Here is a 23,621-nt window from a genome sequence, read left to right on the forward strand (position 1 = left end):
GGGTAGAAAGGTTGCACGGGCACGACGGTTAGCGGGCGCACAGGGCAACAAGCTTGCCGACGGTAATCACGGCCTGTTCGATCTCGCTCGACCAGGGGCTGCTGTAATTCAGGCGGATGAAATTCCGGTAGGTCGTCTCCGAGATCGAGAACATATAGCCCGGTCCGATCGTGATGCCCTGCTCGAGCGCCAGCTTATAAAGACGCATCGCGTCGACCTTGGGCGGCAATTCGATCCACAGCACGTAGCCGCCCGCGGGATTGGACATGCGCGTACCTTCAGGGAAGAAACGCGACACGGTCGCCTTCATCAGCTTCGCCTGCTGCGCATACATTTTCCGAAGCCGCCGCAGATGATGCTCGTAACCATCGCGCTCCAGAAATTCCGCGATCGCCAGTTGCGGAATGGCCGGCGTGGTCAACGTGTTCAGAAACTTGAGCTTCTCGACCTGATCGCGATAGCGGCCCGGCATCGCCCAACCAATTCGGTACGCTGCCGTGAGGGTCTTCGAAAATGACGCGCAGTGAAGTACCAATCCCTTCGTGTCGTAGGACTTCAACGTGCTCGGATACGTGCTAGCGAAGTGCAACTCGTTGTAGACACCGTTCTCGATGACCGGTATGTCCCGCTTCGTCAAGTAGTCGACGAGCTCGCGCTTGCGCTCGTCGGGCATCAGAAACCCCAGCGGGTTCTGGAAATTGGGCATGACCATGCAGGCGGTGACCGTGTGCGATTCCACGATCGCCGCAAGCGCTTCGATGTCGATACCGTGTTCGGGATGTGTGGACACCTCGATCGCCTTCATGCCCATCCGTTCGATCGCGTGCAGCATCGCGTAGAACGTGGGTGACTCGACTGCGATCGTATCGCCTGGCTTGGCGACGGCCTGCAGGCACAGATTGATCGCCTCGGTTGCGCCGACCGTGACGATGATCTCGTTGGGATCGACGGCCATACCGTTTTCGAGGTAGCGACGCGCAATCTGGCGCACCAGTGCCGCATTGCCCGGCGGCAGCGCGTCGGTCACGCCCCACCGTGTCTTGCCTCGCCCCGCATCGTAAGCGTAGCGATTGAGCTTCTCGAAGGGAAACAGGCTCGCATCAGGGTAGGGCGAGCCGAGCGGCACCGCGTCGTCGACACCGATCGAGCGCAGCGTGGAAAGCACCAGCCGGCTGACGTCGACCGGCGACGAAATTGGAATCGGTTTCGATGGGCGCAGTTCGAGTGTCTTCCGCTCGCCTCCGTCGCCGCGGAAATTGACGAAATAGCCCGATTGCGGCCGGCTCGTGAGCAGCCCCTGGCTTTCAAGCAATAAGTAGGCGCGGATGACCGTGGTTACGCTGATCCGATGCTGCTGACTGGTCTGCCGCACCGACGGCAGGCGTTCACCGTGGCTGTAGACGCCTTGCCGGATCAGCTTTTCGATGTCGTCTGCAAGCTTCTCATAGAGATTCATCGGACGATTTCCCTGGCGTTTCGCAGCGGCAAGTTGCACCGGCCACTCCGCTGGCTGACACGCGCTCGCGCGGACGTGCCGCCGTCCGGTGCGCAAATCCTAGCAGAACTGTACTGATGCCAGCCGGGCCGATTTGTGCACTCTGCGGTCGACCGCCCAGCTTTACTCTGTTCTCCATCGAACGCATGTTCGCGAGGCCCTGAAACAGGGGTCTGTCGATGCGTGAAGACTGGAGCCAATACATGCAAGACGTCAATCTGAAGGGAAACCGCCACGCACGCCATCAGCGTTCCGACGCTTCGCCGTTGGCGTCACGCAGGACCGGCGCAAAGGGAGGCGGGGGATGATGAATCTGCTCGAAGCCATGCGCATTTACGTGAGAGTGGTGGAGCGCGAGAGCATTTCCGGCGCGGCCAGGGATCTGAATATCGGGCAGCCCGCCGCGAGCGAACGCATCGAGCGGCTTGAGGCGTATCTCGGCTGCCGGCTCTTGCTGCGTAGTGCACGTGCGTTCAATTGCACGCCCGAAGGTGTCACCTTCTACGAGCGTAGCAAGAGGATTCTCTGGGCCGTCGAGCAGGCGGTCGCGGACGTGTCGAACGACGAGCAGGCGCTCAGAGGCACGGTTCGCATCGCGGCGCCTCACTGCTTCGGCGAGACGGTCGTGCCGGAAGCGTTGACGCTCGTACGGGCGGCCTATCCGCAACTGGATCTGGAACTGGTGCTGAACGACAGGATCGTCGATCTCGTGACGGAGGGCGTGGATATTTCCTTTCGTCTCGGACAACTCGGAGAAGGGGCGTTCATTGCCCGCCAACTCGGGCAGGTCGGGCGTGTGCTCGTTGCAGCGCCGGCCTATCTGAGCCAGCATGGTCCGATCACCGAGCCCTGCGACCTGGTAAAACATCCGTTCATTCGCGTGCAGGGCATGTTCGGCACGGACCAGTTGCCGCTCAGACATCGGGCGAGCGTCGTCGAGAGCGCTCCCATCCGTACCGCGGTGAAGACCAGTCATTGGCGGCCCATGTATGAAATGATCGTCGCCGGTGCGGGCATTGGCGTGCTGGAAGAGCCGGCGTGCGTCGAGGCGCTCGCGGAGGGACGGCTGGTTGGTCTGCTGCCGCAATTCGACGCGCTGCCTTTCGACGTCAATGTGCTGATTCAGGCGCAACGTCCGGTGCCGCCGCGGGTACGCCTGATTGTGACGATGTTGAAACAGTGCACGCCGGAAATCCTCGAGAGAGTGCACGTCGAGTGCGGAAAATTGGCCCCTGGTCTTGAAGTACTGGCCGACAACGCCGACTCCGCGCTGCTGAAACAGTCGTTACGAGCCTGAGCCCGCAACGACCCGCGCTTATTCAGCGAGCGTCAACGACACCGACGCTTCGCTCGTCAACATCAGGAACGTCAGCGTCTCGCGCAGATAGAGGCGCACTACCGTGTCGGTATGGCTGAGATAGCCGATCGAGAGATCTTCACCGAGGTGCAACTCGAAGTCGCCGCCTCGCGTGGAGAGCACGCTGCCGCCCGTCAGCGCCGGTGCCCAGATGATGTCGCCGTTCACGATCCGCTTGATGTGCTCGATCACCGGATAGCCCTGATCGCGCGCCTCGCTGAGCGCTGTGTAGGCGTCGGCGCCGAGCAGCACGGAATACGGACCGTCCACGCCGGCAAGCCGCAATTCTTCCAGCGCATTGCTGATCGCGTCCGGATAGTCGCCGACGTCGGCGGGCAGCGCGAGCGGCTGATTCGACGAGCCTTCGCGAATCCCGCCGATCCCCGCAGCCTGATATCCGTCAAAGATCGCGCGATCTTCGGCATAGGCGAGCTCTTTCGCTGCGTCTTTCGCGGGCTGCCAGTCGGCGTCGTTCGCGCCGCGTAACACGCTGTCGATCGCATCGCGCTGCAACTCGAACGGCACGGTGAACTGAACGAGACTCTTGACCTCCGCCAGCTTCGCCGCGACGCCCTGTTGGGGCGCGGTAATCGCGATCTGATGCCCCGTGCCGACGCCTGACAATTCGGTTCCGCCGGGACCCTTGACGTCGACCACGCGACGGCCGGCAACACTGCGTTTGAACGTGCGCGCCACTTCGTTTTCGATCTGCGACCAGGCGGCACTGGAGATGGGGGCAAGCTCGCGATGCAGGTTATTCATGTTGGGAGATTCCCTTGAGAGAGCCAATATTCAGCGAGCCGTCGTGGCGCGGCTCGGCGGGCGAAGAGGGTGCAGCCTGTGATTCGATGGCGGCCGTGACGCTCGGCGGATCGCGGTCCGCGAGCTCCTCGAGCAAGGTGGCCGACGGCACGAAGAAGAGGCCGCCCGTGACGGCGCGGCTATAGTCGAGCAGCCGGTCGTAATTGCCCGGCGGCCGCCCGATGAACATGTTCTCCAGCATCTGCTCGATCGGCGCGGGGGAACGTGCATAGCCGATGAAGTAGGTGCCGAACTCGCCCGCGCCGAGGCGGCCGAATGGCATGTTGTCGCGCAAGATCTTCACTTCCTTGCCGTTCTCGGTGATCGTGGTCAGCGAGCTGTGCGACGACGACGGTTTGACCGCTGCGTCGAGCTCGACGTCGGACATTTTCTTGCGACCAATGATGCGCTCCTGCGTCTCGACGGAGAGCGCGTTCCAACCATCCATGTCGTGCAGGTACTTCTGCACCAACACATAGCTGCCGCCTTCGAATCCCGGATCCCCGGTGATGAGCGTGTATTCGTCGGCGGCGCGGCCTGCCGGGTTCTCGGTGCCGTCGACGAACCCCACCATGTCGCGCATGTCGAAGTAGCGAAAACCGTGAACTTCATCGACCACGGTGACCGCGTCGCCGAGTGCGCCGAGCAACTGCGTGGCGAGCTCGAAGCAGAGATCCATGTGATCGGCGCGGATGTGCAGCAGGAAATCGCCCGGCGTTCCCAGCGCGCGCCGTTCGCCTTCGCCGATGTCCCGGAACGGGTGCAGCAGAGCGGGCCGGGGCGCGCCGAACAGCCTGTCCCACGCGTGCGAGCCAAAGGAACAGACGCACGACAGATTGCCGGAAGGCACCCGCTTGCCGACCGCGCGCACGAGGGCGGCAATGTCGCCGCACCATTCGCGCACCTTGGCCTCCTGATCGCGGTCGTTCGCGACGGTCGCGACAATGAAGATCGCGCTGCGGGAGACGTCATTACAAATTGCTTGCGGTTCCGGGATTTCGTTGGGCATCGGCTTGAGTGTTGAGAGACCGTTACGGGTTCCGACAGCAGTAGAACCCATGTCGTTCCGCCTACGCGTTTCACATGTCGGAGGCGGGCGCGAGTTTCGTTTGAATGATTGAAGCGGGTTAGCTGTTGCGCGCCACCTCGGGCATGCGTACCGCCTTGCCTCGTCACCAGGAGGGCGCAACGCGCGTGACACGGTTGACGTCCATCACGCCCACAGATGTTATACCGAGCGGGTACTTTGTGGAAACTGCGCGCCGTCTTCGGCATGCGATAAATTCTACGTTGATCCGGCGCCAGCACCCGCTGCTCCTTTCGATACTTCATATCGGGTCGAGCGGCTTTTCATTCCACTGTCACATCGCTAACATCCGCCGGTAGGAAGGCAATCCATCGAGCCTGTCTATCGGATTGGCAAAAGGACGGGGGTAATTCGTTCGCATTGCAAATAGATATAGATGCAATGAGCGGCCACCGAGCGACGTCGGATACGGGTCGATTGCATGCTACGGATTGGAGCGACAGCATGAGCGAGTCCAAGCCGAAGAGAAAAGCCGACGTATACCAGCGGCCTCGCGTGGTTCGCATCGCGGCGCCTCACTGCTTCGGCGAGACGGTCGTGCCGAGGGCATTGGCGCTTGTGTGTGCAACCTATCCGCAACTGGATCTGGAACTCGTGCTGAACGACAGGATCGCCGATCCTGGGGCGGACGGCGCGGATATTTCCTTTCGTCTCGGGCAAGTCGGAGAAGGGGCGTTCATTATCCGCCGACTCGGGCAGGTTGGGCGTGTTCTCGTTGCCGCACCGGGCTATGTGGATCAGCATGGTCCGATCAGCGAGCCGTCCGACCTGGCAAAACATCCGTTCATTCGAGTCCGGGGCATGTTCGGCACGGACCAGTTGCCGCTCAGGAGGCTGGGGAGTGCCGTGGAGAGTGTTCCGATCCATACCGCGGTGAAGAGCAGTCATTGGCGGCCCATGTATGAAATGATCGTCGCGGGTGCGGGCATTGGCGTGCTGGAAGAGCCGGCGTGCGTCGACGCGCGCGTGGCCGGCCGGCTGGTTCGTCTGTTGCCGGATTTTGACGTGCCGCCTTTCGAGCTGAATCTGTTGACTCAAACACAACGTGAGGTGCCGACGCCGGTACGGCTAATCGTGGCGCTGCTGCTGAAGTGCGTGCCGGAACTTCTCCGGGGAGCGCGCGCGGCAACCCCCTCCCATTTCGATCGATGCCAGGAATCGAAAACAAAAAAGTGGCGCGCTTTTCGAAAGTCGCTATCTTTGACAGATAACGTTTGCGATCTGAGGAGCTATCAAATGGCACAACAGTTGATCGTCGCGGTTTTCGACCGCGTTGACGTAGCCGAAAGAGCGGGGCGGGATTTCAGGAACTTCGAGGAAAAAGACCTCGGTTTCAAGATCGAGAGCGGCGTGTTGGTGCAAAAAGACGCCATAGGTCAACTGAACGTGCTCGACAAGTACACGCGGCCGTTTTGGGGGACCGTGATCGGCGCGCTGACTGGTGGCCTGATCGGCATGCTCGGTGGACCGGCCGGCGCGATAGTGGGCTTCACTGTCGGGGCGAGCGGCGGCCTCGCTGGGCATGCGATCAAGGAGACGCTCGATAATGAACTGGTCGCATCGATAGCGAGCAAGCTCACCGCCGGCAGCGTAGCGTTCATCCTCGAGGCGCAGGAAGCGTCACCGTTTGAAGTCGACAATATCGTGCTCGGCTATGGCGGAAGTGTTTTTCGCAAACCACTCGGCCGATAATGAACGGGGCGCGCCGGGATACTTGCTTGTCACGCGAATGCCTGAAGCTGCCGGAGATGATTCGGTCTAACATGGTGACTTGCATCTTCAGGAGCAACGGATCATGACCTCAGGTACCGACGAAGTGGCGGCTCGTGAAGCGGTTGAAGGTTTCTATCGAGCGTTCGAGCAGAAAAGCGTCGAGTTGTTGGCGAAGGTCGTCACCCCCGACTGGCAGTACATTCCGGAGCCCCGCGGCGCCACTCACGGACCCGGTCAAATGGTGCAGGTGTTCCATGACATTGCGACAGCGCTTCCGGACATGAAAGTCGAAATACTCGACTTGCTGGTGCATGGAGACCGGATTGGTGTTCGCGCGGAGATCAGCGGCACGCAAACAGGGAAACTGCTCGGCATTGACGCGAGTTCCAAGCACGTGAAATTCGCGATTCATTCTTTCCATCAGATGCGTGGGAACTTGATCGAGAAAACCTGGCACCTCGAGGACTGGCTATCGCTGTTTCGACAGCTTGGACAGTTGCCAAAAATGCTCGAACGACCTTGATGCAGGCACCGTGTATCGGCAGCGTCTCAGTGCTGATAATGCATTGCCGCGGCGATCAGAAGACGAAACGGCAACGCGAGCAACACTGCCCCGGCGACGCCGAGCAGCCACAATCCAACGAACCATAAGAGGCGTTTGCTAAACGTCGTCTTGCGATCAGGGCTTGTCTGTGACACGCTGTCCCTCGTCATCGGCTCGTCATACCCACTTCTCCATCATAGCCTGTTGTGGGCGACAGGAGCGCGGCAGGTGCTTCTGCGCGATGGCGAATCGGGGCCGAGAACGAACAAACGGGATTGAAAGTCATGAACGACATGCGAGATGTGGCGCCAGACAGCACAGCGGCGCGCGTCGCCTTGTGGCGTGCGTTGCATGTCGAGGCCGACCCGCCGCCGCATGTACTGGAAGACGAAATCGGCCTCGAGCTGCTGGCTCCTGATGAGGACTGGCGTGCCCGCGGCGACATGGACCCGCAGTTCACGCGGCCCTTTCGCGCTTCGATCGTGGCACGGGCTCGCTTCATCGAAGACCTGGTCGTGGAACAGGCCGGGAGAGGGCTGAGTCAGTATGTCATTCTCGGTGCCGGCCTCGACAGCTTCGCACAGCGCAGGCCGGAGATCGCCTCGCGCCTCAAGGTGTTCGAGATCGATCAGCCAGGTCCTCAAGCGTGGAAGCGTCAGCGCCTGATCGAACTCGGCTTCGGCGTCCCGGACTGGCTGCGCTTCGTGCCGGTCGATTTCGAGGCGGGCCGGAACTGGCGGGACGAGTTGATGATTGCCGGCTTCGATGAAAGCAAGCCGGCAATCGTGGTCTCCACGGGTGTCAGTATGTATCTGACCAGGGACGCGAACGCGGCCGCGCTGCGCCAGGTTGCGACGCTCGCCTCAGGGTCGACGCTCGCCATGACGTTCCTGCTCCCGCTGGAACTGGCGGACCCCGAGGTACGTCCCGGGCTCGAGATGGCGGAGAAGGGCGCGCGAGCAAGCGGCACACCTTTTCTCAGCTTCTTCACTCCGCCGGAGATGCTGGCGCTGGCCCATGAAGCCGGCTTTAGAGAGGCACGGCACGTTTCGGCGGCCGATCTTACCCAGCGCTACTTCGCGGGCAGGACGGACGGTCTGCGTCCGCCAAACAATGCGGAGGAATTGCTTGTGGCAAGCACATAGCTGCGCTCGCATTTTGCGACTCGACATGAGTGCGCGGCTGACCACACGTCCCCAAGTCGTATGCCAATCGAGATTGACGCGTATATGACCAGACGCACTTTCGCGTCAAAAAACATGCCTAGGGAAAATATCTATTCATTCAAAATCTCCCCTCGCGTAATTTTAAATCCTGCTGAATCCCAAATATCGAGCAACAACGCGGCAGTTTCGCTTCCTGTCCTTCAGGATCGCCGGACCGACGCGGGAGGTGCCGTGACATTTATATTCGAGCGCGCGGGCCATTGTTAAAACCTAGCGCGACTGTGGTTCTTGACCCACGCACTTTCAGGGAAACGATGACCACCGGAACGCGCAAAAGCGGTTTTCCCGCGCTTGGAGCCCTCTCTTGGGGCTCACATCTGTGTCACTTCTACGAATCGCGGAGCGAATTGCTCAGCGTCACCGCGGACTTCCTCCATGCCGGACTCGCCAATCGCGAAGCGGGCGTGTGGGTCGCGCCCGCGTTGCTGGGACCCGACAAAGCCCGCTATATGCTCACGCGAACCGCGCCTGCACTCGCTGACTATATCGACGCGGGCCAATTGCAGATTCTCGACGGCACACAAATCTACTCCTCGCCTAAAACAGGCTTCAACGGCGGCGCTACCGTGGGCTTATGGTCGAAGGCGATCAACGGCGCGCTGGGGCGAGGCTTCGAAGGACTGCGAGTGGCCGGCGACGCCGTCTGCAACGAAACCACCGATTGGGTCGCGCTGCTCGACTACGAAGCCTCGCTGAAGGAGAAGCTCGCCGCGCGGCCGATCATCGGTTTGTGCACGTACTGCGTGCAAAAGCTTCGCACTGCGCAGATGCGGGAAATCGAACGCCTGCACGATGCGAAGATCGAGCCGCCGCGTGTCGGGACCTCCGGGCATTCGCGTGCGCAGACCATGCAGCGTTCGGAGAACGTAGTCACCCTTGGCGAGCGTAGCGATGAAACGAAAGAAGCATCGATCGGCGCAACGATAGGCCACGAAATCCGCAACGCGATCACGCCACTTGGCCTGCTCGCGCGTCTGTTGGACGCCCAGTACGGCCATGACGAACAGTTGACGCGGTACGCGCTTCTGCTCTCCCGGCAAGCAAGCCTGCTTGGGCAGTTGGCCCAGCAATTGATGGCGCCCGATGATGCGGAGTTCGCCGGTTCGCTTGAACCGGCGTTGGGCGCTTTGGCATGTTCGCCGAGCGAGAGAACGGTCGCGCGTCCTGCACCGGTCGACGTCGGCGATCTGCTCGCGCATTGTGTTCAGGTAGCAAAAGCGGGCGCACCGGATCACGCGCCCATTCGACTGGCGGCGAGCGATGCGCCGTTGCGGGTGCAAGGCGACTTCGGCAAACTGACCCAGGTGTTCGTCAATCTGCTGGTCAATGCGCTCAAATATTCGGCGGCTGCGGATGCGATCAAGGTGACGGCGTCCCGCGCCGGGCGTTACTGCTATATCAGCGTGAGCGACGAAGGCATCGGCATCGCGCCGGGCGAGCTTGCGACCATCTTCAAGCCTTACGAGCGCGGACTTGCGGGCTGCGCATTGGGTGCCAAGGGGCATGGACTCGGGTTGGCGGTGGTTCGCGATATCGTCGCGAGCCATGGCGGTACCGTCGAGGCGTTTTCCGGGGGACTCGGCCGTGGCTCGGAATTCGTGGTGCTCTTGCCGCTGGCAAGCATGGTCACGCCAGTCAATTCGATCGCGCCCGAAGCACAAGAGTGCGAAGCGGTTTGCGTTGCACCCGTGACGCAAGGCATTGCCGCATAGCAATCACGCGCTATCTCAACGTCGAACGCCTGCCTGATCCGCACGCAATTGATGAACGCGTCGCGTCGTCAGGCCACGCACGTGCGGTTGCGGCCGAGCCGCTTCGCCGAATACAGCGCCATGTCCGCTGCAGCGACCACAGTGCTGCCATCGCCACACTTGTCACTGCGCTGCGCGCAGACGCCGAGGCTGATCGTGACGACGCCCGAGACGCTCGGCGGATGGGGAAGCCGTAGCTTTTCCACGTCCTCGCGAATTTGCTCCGCCACGGCGAGTGCCCGATCCGGTTCGGCGTGCGCCAGAATCAAGGCGAATTCCTCGCCGCCATAGCGCGCGACCAGGTCGGTGTACTTTGCTGAAGATGCCGCTATCGAGCGGGCGATGGTGCGCAAGCATTCATCGCCTGTCTGATGACCGAAGTGATCGTTGTAGCTCTTGTAGTTGTCGACGTCGATCATCACGACAGCCAGATAAGTCTCCGTATGCGAACCCTGCTGGCAGCGTTGCTTGAGTTCGCGATCGAAGTAGCGGCGATTGAATAGTCCCGTGAGACTGTCGCGGAACGCGAGGCCTTCCAGTTCGCGGCGCTCATCGGCGTGGCGCTGTTCGATGGCTTTTTGTTCCGTTACGTCGCGCGCCATCGCGGTGAGGCCGTTCAATGTGCCGGACAACGGATCGATCACCGGACGCACATGAGTTTCTATCCAGCGCAAGCCGCCGTCGCGCGGGAAACGGCTGATCTGCGAGGCTTCGCCTCGGCCGGTCGCGACCTGCTCGATCATCGCCACCAAGGTATTGCGGTCGGCGGCATCGACCAGATCCGCGTAATGCACGCCGATCAGCTGTTCAGGCGCGCGACCCCACGCCTCGAACGCACGCGGTGACACGTAGGTCAGCCTGCCGTCGAGTTGCATGCTCATCACGACATCCGTGGCGTTTTCCGCCAGCGTGCGGAAGCGTTTTTCGCCGTCACGCAGGAGCCCGATCATGCGATTGCGCTGCATCTGGATCGCGCTGATCGGCAGCGCCACGCCGAGGGCGGCGACGAAAAACAGCTGCAAAGCGAAAACGCGATGCTGCATGCTCTCGAACGGATAAGCCCAGAGCGGCCCCGAACCGTGCGCCGTGAACCAGAGCGCGATCGCGAGACACAGGAGTAAGCCAAGTAGAACGCCCGCAATTTCGGCCTGAAACGCGAGCAGCACAATGGGCGGAAGTACCCAGTACAACAATGGTGCGCTGATCTGCAAACCGAATATGCAACTCGTCACGACGCCCACCAACGCCACCAGTGCGCAGGTCTTGAAGCGATTGCCGCTACGTAGAACCCGGGCAAGCTCGCCGCTCCAGAACACCATCGCGACCGGCGTGATGATGATGAGGCTCAAACCATCCGAGATGAACCAGGGCGCCAGCGTGGGCAAAAGTAAATGGCCGATTCTGCCCTCGAGCAAAAGCGTGGCCCACATACCTGACGCGACCGACGCAAGCAGCACGCCGCCGAAGAGAAATTTGAGGAGCGCTTTGGGCCGGATAAACTCGGCCACCGTCGTCACGCGTGGAGCAAACGCAAATGCGATCACGACCTGAAGCATATCTGCCGACGTGAACGAGACCGACGTGTGCAGGCTGCGTCCTATCAGCAGATTGGCGGTGAAGTCGCCTAGCGTGCCGCCGCACAAGACCCAGCGCCGCTGTTCCCGCCGGGTGACGATCATCTGAGCGAGCAGCACGGCGTTGCTCAGCCACATCGGCGCAACCTGCCCGGTCATGGCCCGCAGGCCGCGGCTTGCAAGGAACGCCAGTGCGGTCACCACCAGCGCGGCGAGCAAGGCCATGCCCTTTTGCCAATACGTCGGCGAGGACAACGGTTCGACGATGAGCGCTTGAGGCAGTGATGTCCGCGCTTCGGACCCATCGGTTACGGCAATGTCGGGCGTCCGTGTCCCGGTTCGCGGGCGTGTCATAACCATTCTCGTTGTGCAACGACTGTCGCGGACCGTCAACCGCGGGCAGCATATCGAACTACCGCTATGTTAACGGCCGCCTGGAGGCCAATCTTGAGGCCGTTGCCTGTGGGAGGCAAGGCTCAGTTACACCAACCCGCCGCAAACGCCGACGATCATTCAACCCGACGCCAACGACCGGACTCCGGGCACACGATGGCCGGTTCACCATTCACGCAGACCTGCTCTTCGTCCGCTTGCAACAGGGTCGAAGGGGCGATGTCGAAGACAACGTTAAGCGCGCGCGCAACGTGAACATCTTCGATCGGAAGCTCCCACGTCAGGAATATTTGCGTGCAATCCTGATCCGGCGCGAAGTCGGCCGCATTAAAGCCGCTGCTGCCGCGCCGGATCACACCATGCGGCTGGCCGGTGTCGAATATCAACGCCGTTCCGCGAGTCAGAGGAATGCGATGACCTGTACCGGGGAAATGCACATCCAGCCCCTTGTCCTCGCTGAGGAACAGATTGCAAAAAGCCGCACCGCCGTATTGCGCGCCGTCATGGTGATACCTTGCGCCGCGGCAGGCCATGAGGGCTATGTCACTGGCCGCAAGCACTGCGGGCAGGCCGATCGCGCTCGTCCACTCGGATATTGCCCGCACGCAGCGTGGGTAGTCCGGCCAGCGCACCTGCGTTCGCGCCAACGGCATGACCTCGACGTCACCGGGTTCGAGGACCATGCGCGACGACGTCTCCCTGTCCCAATCCGCGAGCACTCGAGCCGGGGGCGCAGGCACGTCGAGCGTGCCTGACAGCACGATGTCACTCACGTTTCGACTGCGAATGGCGTCGCCACTCCAGAAATAGGAAGTCAGTACGTCTCGCATCGATGCTGTGGATGAGGGCTCATCTGCAGCATTGTAAGTTACCGTCCCGCTTTGAGCTGTGTCCACACCCTGTTTTGCAGGCGAAGGATTTCGGTCGGCAAAGGCAATGACGGAGTGAGCGAATGCATCTTCTCACCGCGAGGATAGACCGCTTCATCGTCGAGGATGGCCGGCTTCATATAAGCACGCGCGGCGGCATTAGCGTTCGGGTAACAACAAACCTGATTGGTGATCGCCGCGCCGACGCTGTCGGTGTCGATGGGCAGTGAGCGGCGCAACATGGCGAGGCAACTGGATGTGTCACCCGCCACTGCCAAGGTTCACCGGCGCAATCTCTACTGGAAACTGACTATTTCCTCCCCGGCAACACTCTTTCTGCTCATCATGGGCGAAGAGTGAGAGGCAAGTTGAACCGGCCCGATTCGGCTCGGCAATCTCAAGAAGGCGAGCGACTTTGCGTCGCCCTGCTTCTTTGTATCGCAATGTATCTGCGCCGTGGCAGGGTACATAACGTTTCACCAACGGGCATTGCCGACATAAGCCAGATACGTCCACGGGGTCTAATGGTTCCAAGCCAGCCGAACTGGCCTTGCTAACCGAAAACGCAAACGGGCGTTTGCGTAGAAGACATTTTCTCGAGGTGAAAGTCATGAAAGTCATTCAATCGCTTATCGTCGCTGCTGCTGTCGCTCTGCCGGCCCTGTCGTTCGCGCAATCGAACCAGCCGCTTACGCGGGCAGAGGTCCGCGCGGAACTCGCTCAGTTGGAGAAGGCCGGTTATAACCCCGCGAGCGATGAAACGCAGTATCCCAGGAATATCCAGGCTGCCGAAGCTCGCGTGAGCGCACAAAATGGCCTGTCGGCATCGTCATACGGCCCGGCGACGGCTGGCAGCTCGGCATCGGGCTCGCGTGCGTCGGACACTGACGTGATCGGTCTCGGCGCGATCTACGCCAAGCCATAACGGAAGGTCAGCTTCGATGACGCGGGTTCTTGCCAGCCACGCCTCGCGATGTTTTGACTCTGCATACGGTGTGTCCTGCGGGCGCACCGTTCAACTCAGCGCTGTCGTGCATAAGGAGAATTAGCCATGTCTGACCAGATCAACACCCGGCGCCGTCGTCTGCTCGGAACGACGGTTGCGGGCCTGAGCCTGATGGAACTGGGACTGAGCGGGCTTGCCAACGCGCAATCCAACAGCACGAAGGCGGGATCTAGCGTCGCCTCGTTCGACAACCTGAAGCAGATCAATGCCGGCACGCTCAGCATCGGCTACGCCGAAGCGGGTCCGCAGAACGGACCGGTTGTGATCCTGCTGCACGGCTGGCCGTACGATATCTATGCCTTTGCCGAAGTCATGCCGTTGCTCGCGGCGGCCGGCTACCGGGTCATCGCGCCGTATCTGCGCGGCTATGGCACGACGCGCTTCCTGTCCGCTGATACGCCGCGCAACGGGCAACAGGCTGTGGTGGCCGTCGACATCATTGCGTTGATGGACGCATTGAAGATCGACAAGGCGATTTTCGGCGGCTTCGACTGGGGTGCGCGTACGGTGAATATCATCGCCGCGCTGTGGCCGGAACGATGCAAGGCGATGGTGTCGGTGAGCGGCTATCTGATCGGCAGCCAGGAGGCGAACCGCACGCCGTTGCCGCCGAAGGCGGAGCTGGCCTGGTGGTATCAGTTCTACTTCGCGACGGAGCGCGGCTATGCAGGCTACGACGCGAACCGCCACGACTTCAACAAGCTGATCTGGCACACCGCATCGCCGAAATGGAATTTCGACGATGCGACCTACGAGCGTTCGGCGCAAGCGTTCAATAACCCGGATCATGTTGCGGTGGTGATTCACAACTATCGCTGGCGACTGGGGCTGGTCAAGGGCGAGGCGCAGTACGACGATCTGGAGAAGCGTCTGGCAGCGGCGCCGACGATCTCCGTGCCGACCATCACGATGGAAGGCGACGCGAACGGCGCGCCGCATCCTGAACCGGCGGCGTACGCGAAGAAGTTCACCGGCAAGTACGCGCACCGGAATATCGGCGGCGGTGTCGGACATAACCTGCCGCAGGAAGCGCCGAAAGCGTTTGCCGATGCCGTGATCGACGTCGCACGTTTCTAGCATTACTTGCGCGTTCACGAAGACGGGCCGCAACGACAGACAAGATCGCTGCGGCCCGTTTGCATATCGCGCATATCGCGCGGCCGACTCTTCGGCCACTAGCGCACGCCATGTACCGCTAACCGTTCCGCCGCCCACTAGCCTTTCGCCGTGGGCTTTCTTTCGCTTTGGGCGTAGAGAACATCGGCATGCGTTCCTGAATCCACTTGAGCAGTTCGAGCGGCCCCGCTGCAAGCGGCCGGCCGGTTTTGACCAGCACTCTGGCCTGCGCACTTTCAAACAAGGGATGCGCAATCGGGACGGTGGTCAGTTCGCCGCTGGCGAGCTCACGGTATGCAGCGAACTCGCCGATGAGCGTCACAAAGTTTTCCGCCGTCACGAAACGCTTCAACGCGCTCAGCGAGTTCGTCGTCAACGTCGGGCGGATCACCACGTTCTCCGCCAACTCCAACATCGAAACGACATGGCCGATGCCGAACGTGGAAGGCATCAGCGCGAGCGGGTAGGCGCGCAGATCATCGACACCCGCCGGCCCTTTCCGTTTGACGAGCGGATGGTCTTTTCTCAGCAGCAGCACGACGGGCTGATGCGAACTGGCTCGATATTCGATACGCGGATGGGGCGGCGGATTGTACGCCAGCCCGATATGTGCCCGGCTTTCCGCGACGTCCTCCAGCAGTGCGTCTACCGCCTGCGTCGTCATGCTGATGTCCAGGTGCGGATAGCGCGTGCAAAACGGCGCCAGCACGTCGTCGACGAGCGTGTCGACGAAACCTTCGCTGATGGACAACTGGATGCGTCCCTTCTGAAGCCCCCGCAACGCGTGCAACTGGTCCTCGAGTTTTTCCTGCTGCGACCGGTAGCCCTGCCAGAACTCGAGCAGATGCGCCGCGGCTTCCGTCGGCCTGACCCCGCGCGCCTGGCGTTCGAACAGCACGGTGCCCAACTCGTCTTCGAGCAACTTGATCTGCCGCGTGATGACCGACGGCGACGTATTGATGTGGTCGGCGGCGCCGCGGATGGTGCCGTGGGTCAGCACTTCGTGGAAATACCGAAGACGCTGCTGATTGATTTCTCGCATTTGATCGCTCCAGCGCCCAATTGTCGTTGTCTACAGAGCAACGATATGTGAACTTAGTTGCTCTTGCTAGTGGGGTTTTGCCCTGCCACCATCAACTTAACCCGCACGACGGGCCCACGGACGCAAAACCGGGAGACACGCATGTCAGCAATCCATCCATCGGCCGCCGGCGATCCTGCCTCAGCGCTGTACAGCAAGCTCAACTGGCGGCTTCTGCCGTTTCTCGTGACCTGCTACATGTTTGCGTATCTGGACCGGGTCAATGTCGGCTTCGCCAAGCTGCAGATGCAGACCGACCTGGGTTTTTCGGACGCTGCATACGGAGTGGGCGCGGGCATCTTCTTCATCGGCTACGTGCTGTTCGAATTGCCGAGCAATCTCATGCTGCCGAGAGTCGGCGCGCGGCGCACGTTCAGCCGCATTCTCGTGCTGTGGGGCATCACGTCGGCCTGCATGCTGTTCGTGCGCAACGTGCCGGCCTTTTATGCCATGCGATTTCTCCTCGGCGTGTTCGAGGCGGGTTTCGCGCCGGGCATGATCTATTACCTGTCGTGCTGGTACGGGCCCGCGCGGATGGCACGCGCCATTGCGCTCGTGTTCGTCGCCGGGCCGCTTGGCGGGATTGTCGGCGGGCCTGTATCGGCGTGGCTCATGACGAGTCTGTCCGGCGTCGGCGGCCTGGCCGGCTGGCAGTGGATGTTTCTCGTGGAGGGCCTGCCTTGCATCGCACTCGGCCTCCTGACGCTGCGCGTGTTGTCCGACCGGCCCGAGCAGGCGCGCTGGCTGAACGATGAGGAAAAGTTGCTGCTGGGACGCGAAACCGCGCCGACCGAGCATCGCGCTGACTCGTTCAAGGCCGTGCTGAAGAGCCCGAGAGTCTATGTGCTCGCGCTCGCTTACTTCAGCATCATCTTTCCGATCTATGCGATCAGCTTCTGGTTGCCGACGCTGCTCAAAGATCAGGGCGTGAGCGACACGATCCGCCTCGGCTGGTACACCGCGATTCCCTATGTCGCGGCCGCCGTCTGCATGTACCTCGCGGGCCGCAGTTCGGACCGGGTAGGCGAGCGCCGCTTCCACTGCGCGATTCCGGCGCTTGGCGCTGCGCTGTGCCTCGTCGCGGCCGTCTTTGCCGACGGGAGTGTGATGCTCACACTCGTGGCATTGACGCTGGGAACGGCTTGCCTCTGGATGGCCTATACGGTTTTTTGGGCCATTCCGTCCCAACTGGTCGAGGGAACGGCGGCGGCGGGCGGCATCGCGCTAATCAATACCGTAGGACTGTCCGGCGGATTCTGGGGTCCCGCTGTAGTCGGTTGGGCCAAAGCATCGACGGGCAGCGTGCATACCGGGCTCTTCGTCATGGCTGGCGCTGCCGCATTGGCCGCGATTCTGATATTGACGGGCAAGCTGACGCTCAAGCAGGACTGAGGACTGTCGAGTCTACTTTCCGAAGTCCTTCGAAATCAAAAAGATAGGCATCCATATCATCTCGCCGATGGTTCGCGAGATCGTTTGAGAAAAGGTGAAACACATGAAAATCCTGATCGCCGGTTTCCAGCATGAAACCAATACTTTTGCGCCCACCAGGGCGTCTTATTCGAGCTTCGTTCAGGGCGAGGGCTTTCCGCCCATGGTCCGCGGTAACGACGTGTTCGGGCTTCGCGACGTCAATGTGCCGATTGGCGGATTCATCAAGGTCATGGAAGCGAATGGGCACGAACTGAAGCCGGTGATCTGGGCGGGCGCCAGCGCATCGGCACACGTCACGACGGATGCATTCGAGCGGATCGGCGGCGAGATCATCGCCGCTGTCGAGGCAGGCGGCTTCGACGCGATCTATCTCGACCTGCACGGTGCGATGGTGACCGAGCAACACGACGACGGCGAGGGCGAACTTCTCGAACGTGTGCGGCGGATCGTCGGCGATCGGATGCCGGTGGTCGTTTCGCTGGATCTGCATGCCAACGTGACCGCTCGCATGTTCGAACACGCGAGTGCGCTCGTGGCGTATCGAACCTATCCGCATGTGGACATGGCTGAAACCGGCGAGCGTGCGGCGCGGCTTCTCGAAGATCTGATGCGGGAGGGGCGCCCGTTGCATCGGGCGGTGCGTCGCGTGCCGTTCCTGATTCCCGTGAATGGCATGTGCACGCTGGTCGAGCCCGCACGCGGGATGTACCGGTTGCTGGAGGATCTCGAAGAGCGGCCTGTCGTGACCGTGTCGTTTGCGCCGGGCTTTCCGGCGGCCGATTTTCCCGAGTGCGGCCCGACGATCTGGGTTTATGCATTCGACGAAGCTGCGGCAGAACATGCAGCGGACGCACTGTTCGCGAAGATCGCCGGCGAAGAAGCGCGTTGGGATGTACCCTTCCTGACGCCCGACGAAGCGGCGCTCGAAGCAATCCGGGTGAGCAGGACGGCGGCCAAACCGGTCATCATCGCGGACACGCAGGACAACCCGGGCGTGGGCGGCGATTCGAACACGATGGGGATGGTGCGCGCGTTGTTGCGCAATGGCGCTACCGACGCGGCGGTGGGCGTGATCTGGGATGCCCAGGCGGCGGCAGTGGCGCATCGCGCGGGTGTGGGCGCGCGCATTTCACTCGCGCTGGGCGGCCGTTCCGGTGTGCAGGGCGATGCGCCGCTGGAAGGCGTGTTCGAAGTCGAACACGTGTCGGACGGACGCTTCCGTTTCGATGGCCCGATGCTCAACGGCATGCAAGGCGAGTTGGGGCCGGTCGCCTGTTTGCGGATCGAAGGCGTCAGGATCGCGGTGAGCTCCGTCAAGATGCAGGTGTTCGATCGCAACCTGTTCCGCGTGGCGGGCATCGAACCCGAGCAGATGAAGATTCTGGTGAACAAGAGTTCGGTGCATTTTCGTGCGGATTTCGAGGCTATCGCCGAGGCGATTCTCGTCGCGAAAGCGCCGGGACCGATGGCTGCCGATCCCGTCGACCTACCGTGGACGCGTCTCGATCCGGCAATCCGGTTGCGGCCGTTGGGGCCGTCTTTCAGTGAGAGCGATCCGGCACGGCTCGCGAGCGCTTAACTTTTAAGGGAGTCACCATGTCTGACCAGATCAATATTCGGCGCCGTCGTCTGCTCGGAACGACGGTTGCGGGCCTGAGCCTGATGGAACTGGGACTGAGCGGGCTTGCCAACGCGCAATCCAACAGCACGAAGGCGGGAGCCCGTGTCGCCTCGTTCGACAACCTGAAGCAGATCAATGCCGGCACGCTCAGCATTGGCTACGCCGAAGCGGGTCCGCAAAACGCACCGGTTGTGATCCTGCTGCACGGCTGGCCGTACGATATCTATGCCTTTGCCGAAGTCATGCCGTTGCTCGCGGCGGCCGGCTACCGGGTCATTGCGCCGTATCTGCGTGGCTATGGCACGACGCGCTTCCTGTCCGCTGATACGCCGCGCAACGGCCAGCAGGCTGTGGTGGCCGTCGACATCATTGCGTTGATGGACGCATTGAAGATCGACAAGGCGATTTTCGGCGGCTTCGACTGGGGTGCGCGTACGGTGAATATCATCGCCGCGCTGTGGCCGGAACGATGCAAGGCGATGGTGTCGGTGAGCGGCTATCTGATCGGCAGCCAGGAGGCGAACCGCACGCCGTTGCCGCCGAAAGCGGAGCTGGCCTGGTGGTATCAGTTCTACTTCGCGACGGAGCGCGGCTATGCGGGTTATGACGCGAACCGCCACGACTTCAACAAGCTGATCTGGCACACGGCATCGCCGAAATGGAATTTCGACGATGCGACCTACGAGCGTTCGGCGCAAGCGTTCAATAACCCGGATCATGTTGCGGTGGTGATTCACAACTATCGCTGGCGACTGGGGCTGGTCAAGGGCGAGGCGCAGTACGACGATCTGGAGAAGCGTCTGGCAGCGGCGCCGACGATTTCGGTACCGACCATCACGATGGAAGGCGACGCGAACGGCGCGCCGCATCCTGAACCGGCGGCGTACGCGAAGAAGTTCACCGGCAAGTACGCGCACCGGAATATCGGCGGCGGTGTCGGACATAACCTGCCGCAGGAAGCGCCGAAAGCGTTTGCCGATGCCGTGATCGACGTCGCACGTTTCTAGCAATACTTGCGAACGCATTGGCTAGTCGCGTTACACCGCCGCTCCCGTTTTGCCATCGCGACCCTTACCGCTGCGCCGGTCTTCGTCACCGTCATCGCGATTGTCGACGAAGGGCGAATCGGTGTCGCTGCCGCCGGCGCGCAGCGCAGTGCGCGCTTCTTCAGCCAGCTTTTCGTAGTGTTTGCGGAAGCGGGTCAAGTCCTTTTCCTCGAGCTCTTCAAGATCGAGCAGCGCGTTGTGAGCCCCTTCCAGTGCGCGGATCAACTCGTCGAGCTTGATCTGCATCGCGGCCGTATCGCGGTTCTGGGTGTTCTGGATCAGGAAGACCATCAGGAACGTGACAATCGTGGTCGACGTGTTGATCACGAGTTGCCACGTATCGCTGTAGTGAAAGAGCGGGCCGGTGAGGGCCCAGACGATCACCATGACGACGGCCAGAACAAAGGTGACCGGCCTGCCGGTCATCGTGGAAAGGAAGCTTGAGAACTTCGAAAACCATTTGCCGCTCATCATGATCTCCGCGAGTCGGGTCGACGTAAGGCATCATCGCACAGACGCCGCCTCGGCCCATGAGCAAGCGTCGAAGCACCTCAGTGGTCCGCCGATTTACCCCACACAATCGATTCAGGATGCTGTTCCAGATAGTCCGACAGCGCCTTCAGCGCGGCAAGGGTGCGGCGCAACTCGGTCAACGCCTGGCGAATATCGGTGTGCATCGGCGAGTCCTGCTGCAGCGTGGCGTTTGCGGCATTGAACGAGCGCTCGGCAGCCGCCAACGTCGTGTGCGCCTGCGGCACCAGTTCCGTGTCGATTCGCTGGAACAGGGAATTGGCGTTCACGAGCGCCTGGTTCAGATTGAAGCCGATCTCGTCGAAGGGGACGTGGTCGAGCCTCTTCACGATGTTGGCGAGTTGGTCCTGAAGTTCCTCGACGGTATTGGGCACGGTCGGCAGTTCGACCGGCATGCGACGTGTGTCGATGCTGACAGCGGGTACGTTCGGGAAGAAGTCCAGCGCCACATAGCGCTGGCCGGTCAGCACGCTGCCCATACGCAACTGCCCGCGCAAGCCCTGGGCGACCAGTTGATGCAGAAGCGCTTTGGCCGCCGCGCCGGAGCCTTCTCCGAGTGCCTCCCTGTAGCGTCGTCCGAGACGATAGGGGTAGAGGTTGAGCGTCACCACCATGTCGAAGCGATTGCGCGCCGGCGTGAAGTCAAGATCGATGGCGGTCACTTCGCCCAGTTCGACACCGTCGAAGTCGACCGGCGCGCCGACTGAGAGCCCGCGCACGCTCCCGTTGAACCTCATGCGCACCGACGCGGCGGGTCCGTCGTCGGCACGACGCATCGCCTCGGTTCTGTTCGCGGCTAGAGCGAACGCGGCGCCGTCGGCGGCGCGAGGTTCGGGCGTCTGTGATTCGGGCAAATCGAATACGACGCCTCCGGAAAGCAACGTGGCAACGGATTGGGTGTCCAGCGTCAAGCCGCTCGAATCGAATCGCAGGTCGATGCCGCTTGCGTGCCACCATCGCGTGCCTGATGTGACATAGCGGTCGTAAGGCGCTTTCACGAATACATCGACATCGACGGCGGAGCCACCGCGAGCCAACGCATAGTTGAGGACTTGCCCCACCTGCACACGCCGGAAATAGACTGGCGAGCCCACATTGAGCGATTCGAGGGAAGAAGCGTGCAGAACGAACCGCCCGCCGTTCTGCTCGCTGGTCACGGACGGCGGCGTTTCCAGACCGGCAAACTGCTGGCATATCGTGGACGCACGTCCAACCTCCACCGCGATGTACGGACCGGAGATAAATGTCGTCAGCCCGGAGATACCGGCGGTGCCGACGCGCGGACGAACCACCCAGAAGCGCGTGCCGCACAGTGCAAACCGTTCGGCGAACGTGTCGAGTTCCACGACGGCGAGCACGCGTGTGCGGTCGTGCGAGAGCCGCAGGTCCGTCAATCTGCCTATTTCGACGTCCTTATAGCGCACGCGGGTTTTGCCGGCTTCGAGTCCTTCGGCTGTGGCGAAGCTGACGGTGACTTCGGACCCCGATCGTTCGAGCCAGGGCGCGAGAAGCGCGAGACAGATCAATGCGGCGGCAAGCGGCGCGAGCCAGATGACGGCGAGTCGTGGGCGAAGACGCATTTACAGCTTTCCGCGGACGACGTCGCCCATGTCTTTCGCCAACCGGCAAAGATAGCGCAGCGTTCGCTTGATGCTGCGCCTGATGCCTGCGCGGATCGACCTGGCTCGCGTGCCGCTGCCCGAGGTCGATGCTTGCGGGCCGGAAGCATCGCGCTGGTCTCGCGTACGCGGACTACGTGGATGCCGCGAGCGCATGGTGTCTGAACCTTCTGGAGAGACCTGCCGGGTTAGCGAGGAGCAGCGTGAACATCCGGATAGAAACTCATGGCCAGTGTGATGTAGACGAGCGCGGCGAAGACGCCGGCCAGGGTGCCGAACGCATCTCTCGCGGCCGGGCCACGCGTGAATTGAACCGGAATCCCCACCAGCAGATACGCCACAAAGAACACGACGGCGACCATCAAAGGCGGAGGGGCGAGTGTGACGACCATGTCAGCGAATGCGCGCATACGCGTACCTCGGAATAGTCCGGAACAGCGGCCTTGTCGTTGCGTCGGCTTGCCGTGGCCGATGCACCGTGGCGCTTGCGCGCCGCGCGTCAACTCCGCGCAGCGCGCAAAGCGATGGACAGCGAAAGCGGACCGGTCAATGAAGCTGCGCCACCAGCGCATCCGCACCCTTGTCGAGTCCCGTCTTCGCAGCGCCCAGGGAACCGAAAGCGGCCGGCAGATTCATGGCGTTCGGATATTGCTTCGACACGTAGGCCTTCAGCAGTTGGCCGCTCGCGCCGTCATAGACTTCCACGGCGTAGGACACCGAGCCGCTGAATGCCCCCTGACCGCCGCGGATCGACTGCACGCCGTTGTAGAGATTGCCCGCAAGGTCGAAATGCATGAACTGCCCGACCAGCAACGTCGTGCTTTCGGCGCCGGTCAAGGTCAGCTTGATCCGCAAGGTGTTGGGGCCAGGCTGCGTTGCCACGTCGAACCGTTTCGCCAGTTTTTCCGAGAACGTCCTTTGCATGTAGTCGGCAAGCGCGGCCCTGTCGGCGGCCTTTAATTCGCCGAACTGGTTGTCACTGCCCTGATAGACGGCCACGGGGTCCAGCACCACCTGCGTGTAGCGCGCCCAGACCACGGTCGCCGCGTACTTGTAGGGCACTTTGCCCGCATCGTCGTCGCGGTTCTGCTTCAACTGCGGCGAGGACGCGATGCCCGTATACGCGACGGGTTGCACACCCGCGCAGGCCGCGAGGGCCAGTACCGCTGTGCCGGCGAAAAGAAGCGGGACGAGTTTGTTCGTGAACATTGCATGTTCCTTGATGGGCAATTGAGTGCCGGTGAATGCCGGGCGGCGTGCAGTTCAGGCGAGAACCGATGAGGCCGAACAGTAGCACCGTCTTTATTGAATGTAAACCGTCTATCCGGTTTGTTTGTTGGGTGGCTTGAGCGGTACA

22 protein-coding genes are annotated in these 23,621 nt (G+C 61.7%); 11 read left to right on the forward strand and 11 right to left on the reverse strand.

Features of this window, described 5'->3' with window-relative positions; translation table 11 throughout:
* Positions 1-28: 28 nt before the first annotated feature.
* Positions 29-1,456 carry an aminotransferase-like domain-containing protein gene (locus P0D73_RS21010; protein ID WP_408177744.1) on the reverse strand — a complete coding sequence of 476 codons (1,428 nt, stop codon included), beginning with the start codon at positions 1,454-1,456 and terminating at the stop codon, positions 29-31.
* Positions 1,457-1,802: 346 nt separating this feature from the next.
* Between P0D73_RS21010 and P0D73_RS21015 the strand changes: the two genes are divergently transcribed.
* Positions 1,803-2,792, forward strand: a complete 990-nt coding sequence (locus P0D73_RS21015) for a LysR family transcriptional regulator (RefSeq protein WP_408177893.1) — start codon at positions 1,803-1,805, stop codon at positions 2,790-2,792.
* Positions 2,793-2,810: 18 nt separating this feature from the next.
* Here P0D73_RS21015 and P0D73_RS21020 read toward each other — a convergent pair whose 3' ends face one another.
* On the reverse strand, positions 2,811-3,614 hold the full coding sequence (locus tag P0D73_RS21020; protein WP_132381679.1) for a family 1 encapsulin nanocompartment shell protein: 804 nt from the start codon (positions 3,612-3,614) through the stop codon (positions 2,811-2,813).
* On the reverse strand, positions 3,607-4,662 hold the full coding sequence (locus P0D73_RS21025) for a Dyp-type peroxidase (RefSeq protein ID WP_408177894.1): 1,056 nt from the start codon (positions 4,660-4,662) through the stop codon (positions 3,607-3,609). The genes P0D73_RS21020 and P0D73_RS21025 overlap by 8 nt, the downstream gene beginning before the upstream one ends.
* A 522-nt stretch (positions 4,663-5,184) precedes the next feature.
* Here P0D73_RS21025 and P0D73_RS21030 point away from each other — a divergent pair.
* Both P0D73_RS21030 and P0D73_RS21035 read left to right on the forward strand, forming a co-directional pair.
* The gene (locus tag P0D73_RS21030; RefSeq protein ID WP_408177745.1) at positions 5,185-6,432 is read left to right on the forward strand and encodes a LysR substrate-binding domain-containing protein; all 1,248 of its coding nucleotides are present in this window, start codon (positions 5,185-5,187) and stop codon (positions 6,430-6,432) included.
* 79 nt (positions 6,433-6,511) lie between these two features.
* Positions 6,512-6,976: an ester cyclase gene (locus P0D73_RS21035; protein WP_342960057.1), complete on the forward strand. Its 465-nt coding sequence runs from the start codon at positions 6,512-6,514 to the stop codon at positions 6,974-6,976.
* Between the two features lie 26 nt (positions 6,977-7,002).
* On the opposite strand, the gene P0D73_RS21040 is transcribed toward P0D73_RS21035, so the two are convergent.
* Positions 7,003-7,152: a hypothetical protein gene (locus P0D73_RS21040; protein WP_408177746.1), complete on the reverse strand. Its 150-nt coding sequence runs from the start codon at positions 7,150-7,152 to the stop codon at positions 7,003-7,005.
* A gap of 129 nt (positions 7,153-7,281) precedes the next feature.
* On the opposite strand from P0D73_RS21040, the gene P0D73_RS21045 reads away from it, so the two are divergent.
* Together P0D73_RS21045 and P0D73_RS21050 are read left to right on the forward strand one after the other, a co-directional pair.
* Positions 7,282-8,142, forward strand: a complete 861-nt coding sequence (locus P0D73_RS21045) for a class I SAM-dependent methyltransferase (RefSeq protein ID WP_408177747.1) — start codon at positions 7,282-7,284, stop codon at positions 8,140-8,142.
* Positions 8,143-8,477: 335 nt separating this feature from the next.
* A complete protein-coding gene (locus P0D73_RS21050) occupies positions 8,478-9,935 on the forward strand; it encodes an MEDS domain-containing protein (RefSeq protein WP_408177748.1) in 1,458 nt (485 codons plus the stop codon).
* 68 nt (positions 9,936-10,003) lie between these two features.
* Here P0D73_RS21050 and P0D73_RS21055 read toward each other — a convergent pair whose 3' ends face one another.
* Together P0D73_RS21055 and P0D73_RS21060 are read right to left on the reverse strand one after the other, a co-directional pair.
* Positions 10,004-11,902: a sensor domain-containing diguanylate cyclase gene (locus P0D73_RS21055; protein WP_408177749.1), complete on the reverse strand. Its 1,899-nt coding sequence runs from the start codon at positions 11,900-11,902 to the stop codon at positions 10,004-10,006.
* A gap of 155 nt (positions 11,903-12,057) precedes the next feature.
* Positions 12,058-12,771: a hypothetical protein gene (locus P0D73_RS21060; protein WP_408177895.1), complete on the reverse strand. Its 714-nt coding sequence runs from the start codon at positions 12,769-12,771 to the stop codon at positions 12,058-12,060.
* Between the two features lie 228 nt (positions 12,772-12,999).
* Between P0D73_RS21060 and P0D73_RS21065 the strand changes: the two genes are divergently transcribed.
* The 3 genes from P0D73_RS21065 to P0D73_RS21075 all read left to right on the forward strand — a co-directional run bounded on the left by P0D73_RS21065 (position 13,000) and on the right by P0D73_RS21075 (position 14,893).
* On the forward strand, positions 13,000-13,170 hold the full coding sequence (locus P0D73_RS21065; RefSeq protein ID WP_408432769.1) for a LuxR C-terminal-related transcriptional regulator: 171 nt from the start codon (positions 13,000-13,002) through the stop codon (positions 13,168-13,170).
* A gap of 250 nt (positions 13,171-13,420) precedes the next feature.
* A complete protein-coding gene (locus P0D73_RS21070) occupies positions 13,421-13,735 on the forward strand; it encodes a DUF4148 domain-containing protein (protein ID WP_408177750.1) in 315 nt (104 codons plus the stop codon).
* Positions 13,736-13,861: 126 nt separating this feature from the next.
* Positions 13,862-14,893 (forward strand): alpha/beta fold hydrolase, encoded by a 1,032-nt coding sequence (locus P0D73_RS21075; protein ID WP_408177751.1) that lies wholly within the window; start codon positions 13,862-13,864, stop codon positions 14,891-14,893.
* A 118-nt stretch (positions 14,894-15,011) separates the two neighbouring features.
* On the opposite strand, the gene P0D73_RS21080 is transcribed toward P0D73_RS21075, so the two are convergent.
* Positions 15,012-15,974, reverse strand: coding sequence for a LysR family transcriptional regulator (locus tag P0D73_RS21080; RefSeq protein ID WP_408177752.1), 963 nt, complete (start codon positions 15,972-15,974; stop codon positions 15,012-15,014).
* 141 nt (positions 15,975-16,115) lie between these two features.
* Between P0D73_RS21080 and P0D73_RS21085 the strand changes: the two genes are divergently transcribed.
* The 3 genes from P0D73_RS21085 (at position 16,116) to P0D73_RS21095 (ending at position 20,075) form a co-directional block, all read left to right on the forward strand.
* Positions 16,116-17,405 (forward strand): MFS transporter, encoded by a 1,290-nt coding sequence (locus tag P0D73_RS21085; protein WP_408177753.1) that lies wholly within the window; start codon positions 16,116-16,118, stop codon positions 17,403-17,405.
* Positions 17,406-17,508: 103 nt separating this feature from the next.
* Positions 17,509-19,026: a M81 family metallopeptidase gene (locus tag P0D73_RS21090; RefSeq protein ID WP_408177754.1), complete on the forward strand. Its 1,518-nt coding sequence runs from the start codon at positions 17,509-17,511 to the stop codon at positions 19,024-19,026.
* Between the two features lie 17 nt (positions 19,027-19,043).
* A complete protein-coding gene (locus P0D73_RS21095; RefSeq protein WP_408177755.1) occupies positions 19,044-20,075 on the forward strand; it encodes an alpha/beta hydrolase in 1,032 nt (343 codons plus the stop codon).
* Between the two features lie 30 nt (positions 20,076-20,105).
* Here the strand turns inward: P0D73_RS21095 and P0D73_RS21100 are convergent, their stop codons facing one another.
* The 4 genes from P0D73_RS21100 to P0D73_RS21115 all read right to left on the reverse strand — a co-directional run bounded on the left by P0D73_RS21100 (position 20,106) and on the right by P0D73_RS21115 (position 23,473).
* On the reverse strand, positions 20,106-20,588 hold the full coding sequence (locus P0D73_RS21100) for a low affinity iron permease family protein (RefSeq protein ID WP_408177756.1): 483 nt from the start codon (positions 20,586-20,588) through the stop codon (positions 20,106-20,108).
* A gap of 77 nt (positions 20,589-20,665) precedes the next feature.
* Positions 20,666-22,225, reverse strand: a complete 1,560-nt coding sequence (locus tag P0D73_RS21105; protein WP_408177757.1) for a PqiB family protein — start codon at positions 22,223-22,225, stop codon at positions 20,666-20,668.
* A 227-nt stretch (positions 22,226-22,452) separates the two neighbouring features.
* Positions 22,453-22,674: a hypothetical protein gene (locus P0D73_RS21110; protein WP_408177758.1), complete on the reverse strand. Its 222-nt coding sequence runs from the start codon at positions 22,672-22,674 to the stop codon at positions 22,453-22,455.
* Between the two features lie 136 nt (positions 22,675-22,810).
* Positions 22,811-23,473, reverse strand: a complete 663-nt coding sequence (locus tag P0D73_RS21115; RefSeq protein WP_408177759.1) for a DUF3313 domain-containing protein — start codon at positions 23,471-23,473, stop codon at positions 22,811-22,813.
* Positions 23,474-23,621 lie beyond the last annotated feature (148 nt).

The organism is Paraburkholderia sp. RL18-101-BIB-B, from assembly GCF_046026985.1.
In the GTDB taxonomy this organism is placed as follows: domain Bacteria; phylum Pseudomonadota; class Gammaproteobacteria; order Burkholderiales; family Burkholderiaceae; genus Paraburkholderia.

Excerpts from the sequence above, each read along its gene's own strand:
- P0D73_RS21010 (WP_408177744.1), bottom strand. The coding sequence starts at position 1,456 with ATGAATCTCTATGAGAAGCTTGCAGACGACATCGAAAAGCTGATCCGG.
- P0D73_RS21015 (WP_408177893.1), top strand. The coding sequence starts at position 1,803 with ATGAATCTGCTCGAAGCCATGCGCATTTACGTGAGAGTGGTGGAGCGC.
- P0D73_RS21020 (WP_132381679.1), bottom strand. The coding sequence starts at position 3,614 with ATGAATAACCTGCATCGCGAGCTTGCCCCCATCTCCAGTGCCGCCTGG.
- P0D73_RS21025 (WP_408177894.1), bottom strand. The coding sequence starts at position 4,662 with ATGCCCAACGAAATCCCGGAACCGCAAGCAATTTGTAATGACGTCTCC.
- P0D73_RS21030 (WP_408177745.1), top strand. The coding sequence starts at position 5,185 with ATGAGCGAGTCCAAGCCGAAGAGAAAAGCCGACGTATACCAGCGGCCT.
- P0D73_RS21045 (WP_408177747.1), top strand. The coding sequence starts at position 7,282 with ATGAACGACATGCGAGATGTGGCGCCAGACAGCACAGCGGCGCGCGTC.
- P0D73_RS21050 (WP_408177748.1), top strand. The coding sequence starts at position 8,478 with ATGACCACCGGAACGCGCAAAAGCGGTTTTCCCGCGCTTGGAGCCCTC.
- P0D73_RS21055 (WP_408177749.1), bottom strand. The coding sequence starts at position 11,902 with ATGACACGCCCGCGAACCGGGACACGGACGCCCGACATTGCCGTAACC.
- P0D73_RS21060 (WP_408177895.1), bottom strand. The coding sequence starts at position 12,771 with ATGCGAGACGTACTGACTTCCTATTTCTGGAGTGGCGACGCCATTCGC.
- P0D73_RS21070 (WP_408177750.1), top strand. The coding sequence starts at position 13,421 with ATGAAAGTCATTCAATCGCTTATCGTCGCTGCTGCTGTCGCTCTGCCG.
- P0D73_RS21075 (WP_408177751.1), top strand. The coding sequence starts at position 13,862 with ATGTCTGACCAGATCAACACCCGGCGCCGTCGTCTGCTCGGAACGACG.
- P0D73_RS21080 (WP_408177752.1), bottom strand. The coding sequence starts at position 15,974 with ATGCGAGAAATCAATCAGCAGCGTCTTCGGTATTTCCACGAAGTGCTG.
- P0D73_RS21085 (WP_408177753.1), top strand. The coding sequence starts at position 16,116 with ATGTCAGCAATCCATCCATCGGCCGCCGGCGATCCTGCCTCAGCGCTG.
- P0D73_RS21090 (WP_408177754.1), top strand. The coding sequence starts at position 17,509 with ATGAAAATCCTGATCGCCGGTTTCCAGCATGAAACCAATACTTTTGCG.
- P0D73_RS21095 (WP_408177755.1), top strand. The coding sequence starts at position 19,044 with ATGTCTGACCAGATCAATATTCGGCGCCGTCGTCTGCTCGGAACGACG.
- P0D73_RS21100 (WP_408177756.1), bottom strand. The coding sequence starts at position 20,588 with ATGATGAGCGGCAAATGGTTTTCGAAGTTCTCAAGCTTCCTTTCCACG.
- P0D73_RS21105 (WP_408177757.1), bottom strand. The coding sequence starts at position 22,225 with ATGCGTCTTCGCCCACGACTCGCCGTCATCTGGCTCGCGCCGCTTGCC.
- P0D73_RS21110 (WP_408177758.1), bottom strand. The coding sequence starts at position 22,674 with ATGCGCGCATTCGCTGACATGGTCGTCACACTCGCCCCTCCGCCTTTG.
- P0D73_RS21115 (WP_408177759.1), bottom strand. The coding sequence starts at position 23,473 with ATGTTCACGAACAAACTCGTCCCGCTTCTTTTCGCCGGCACAGCGGTA.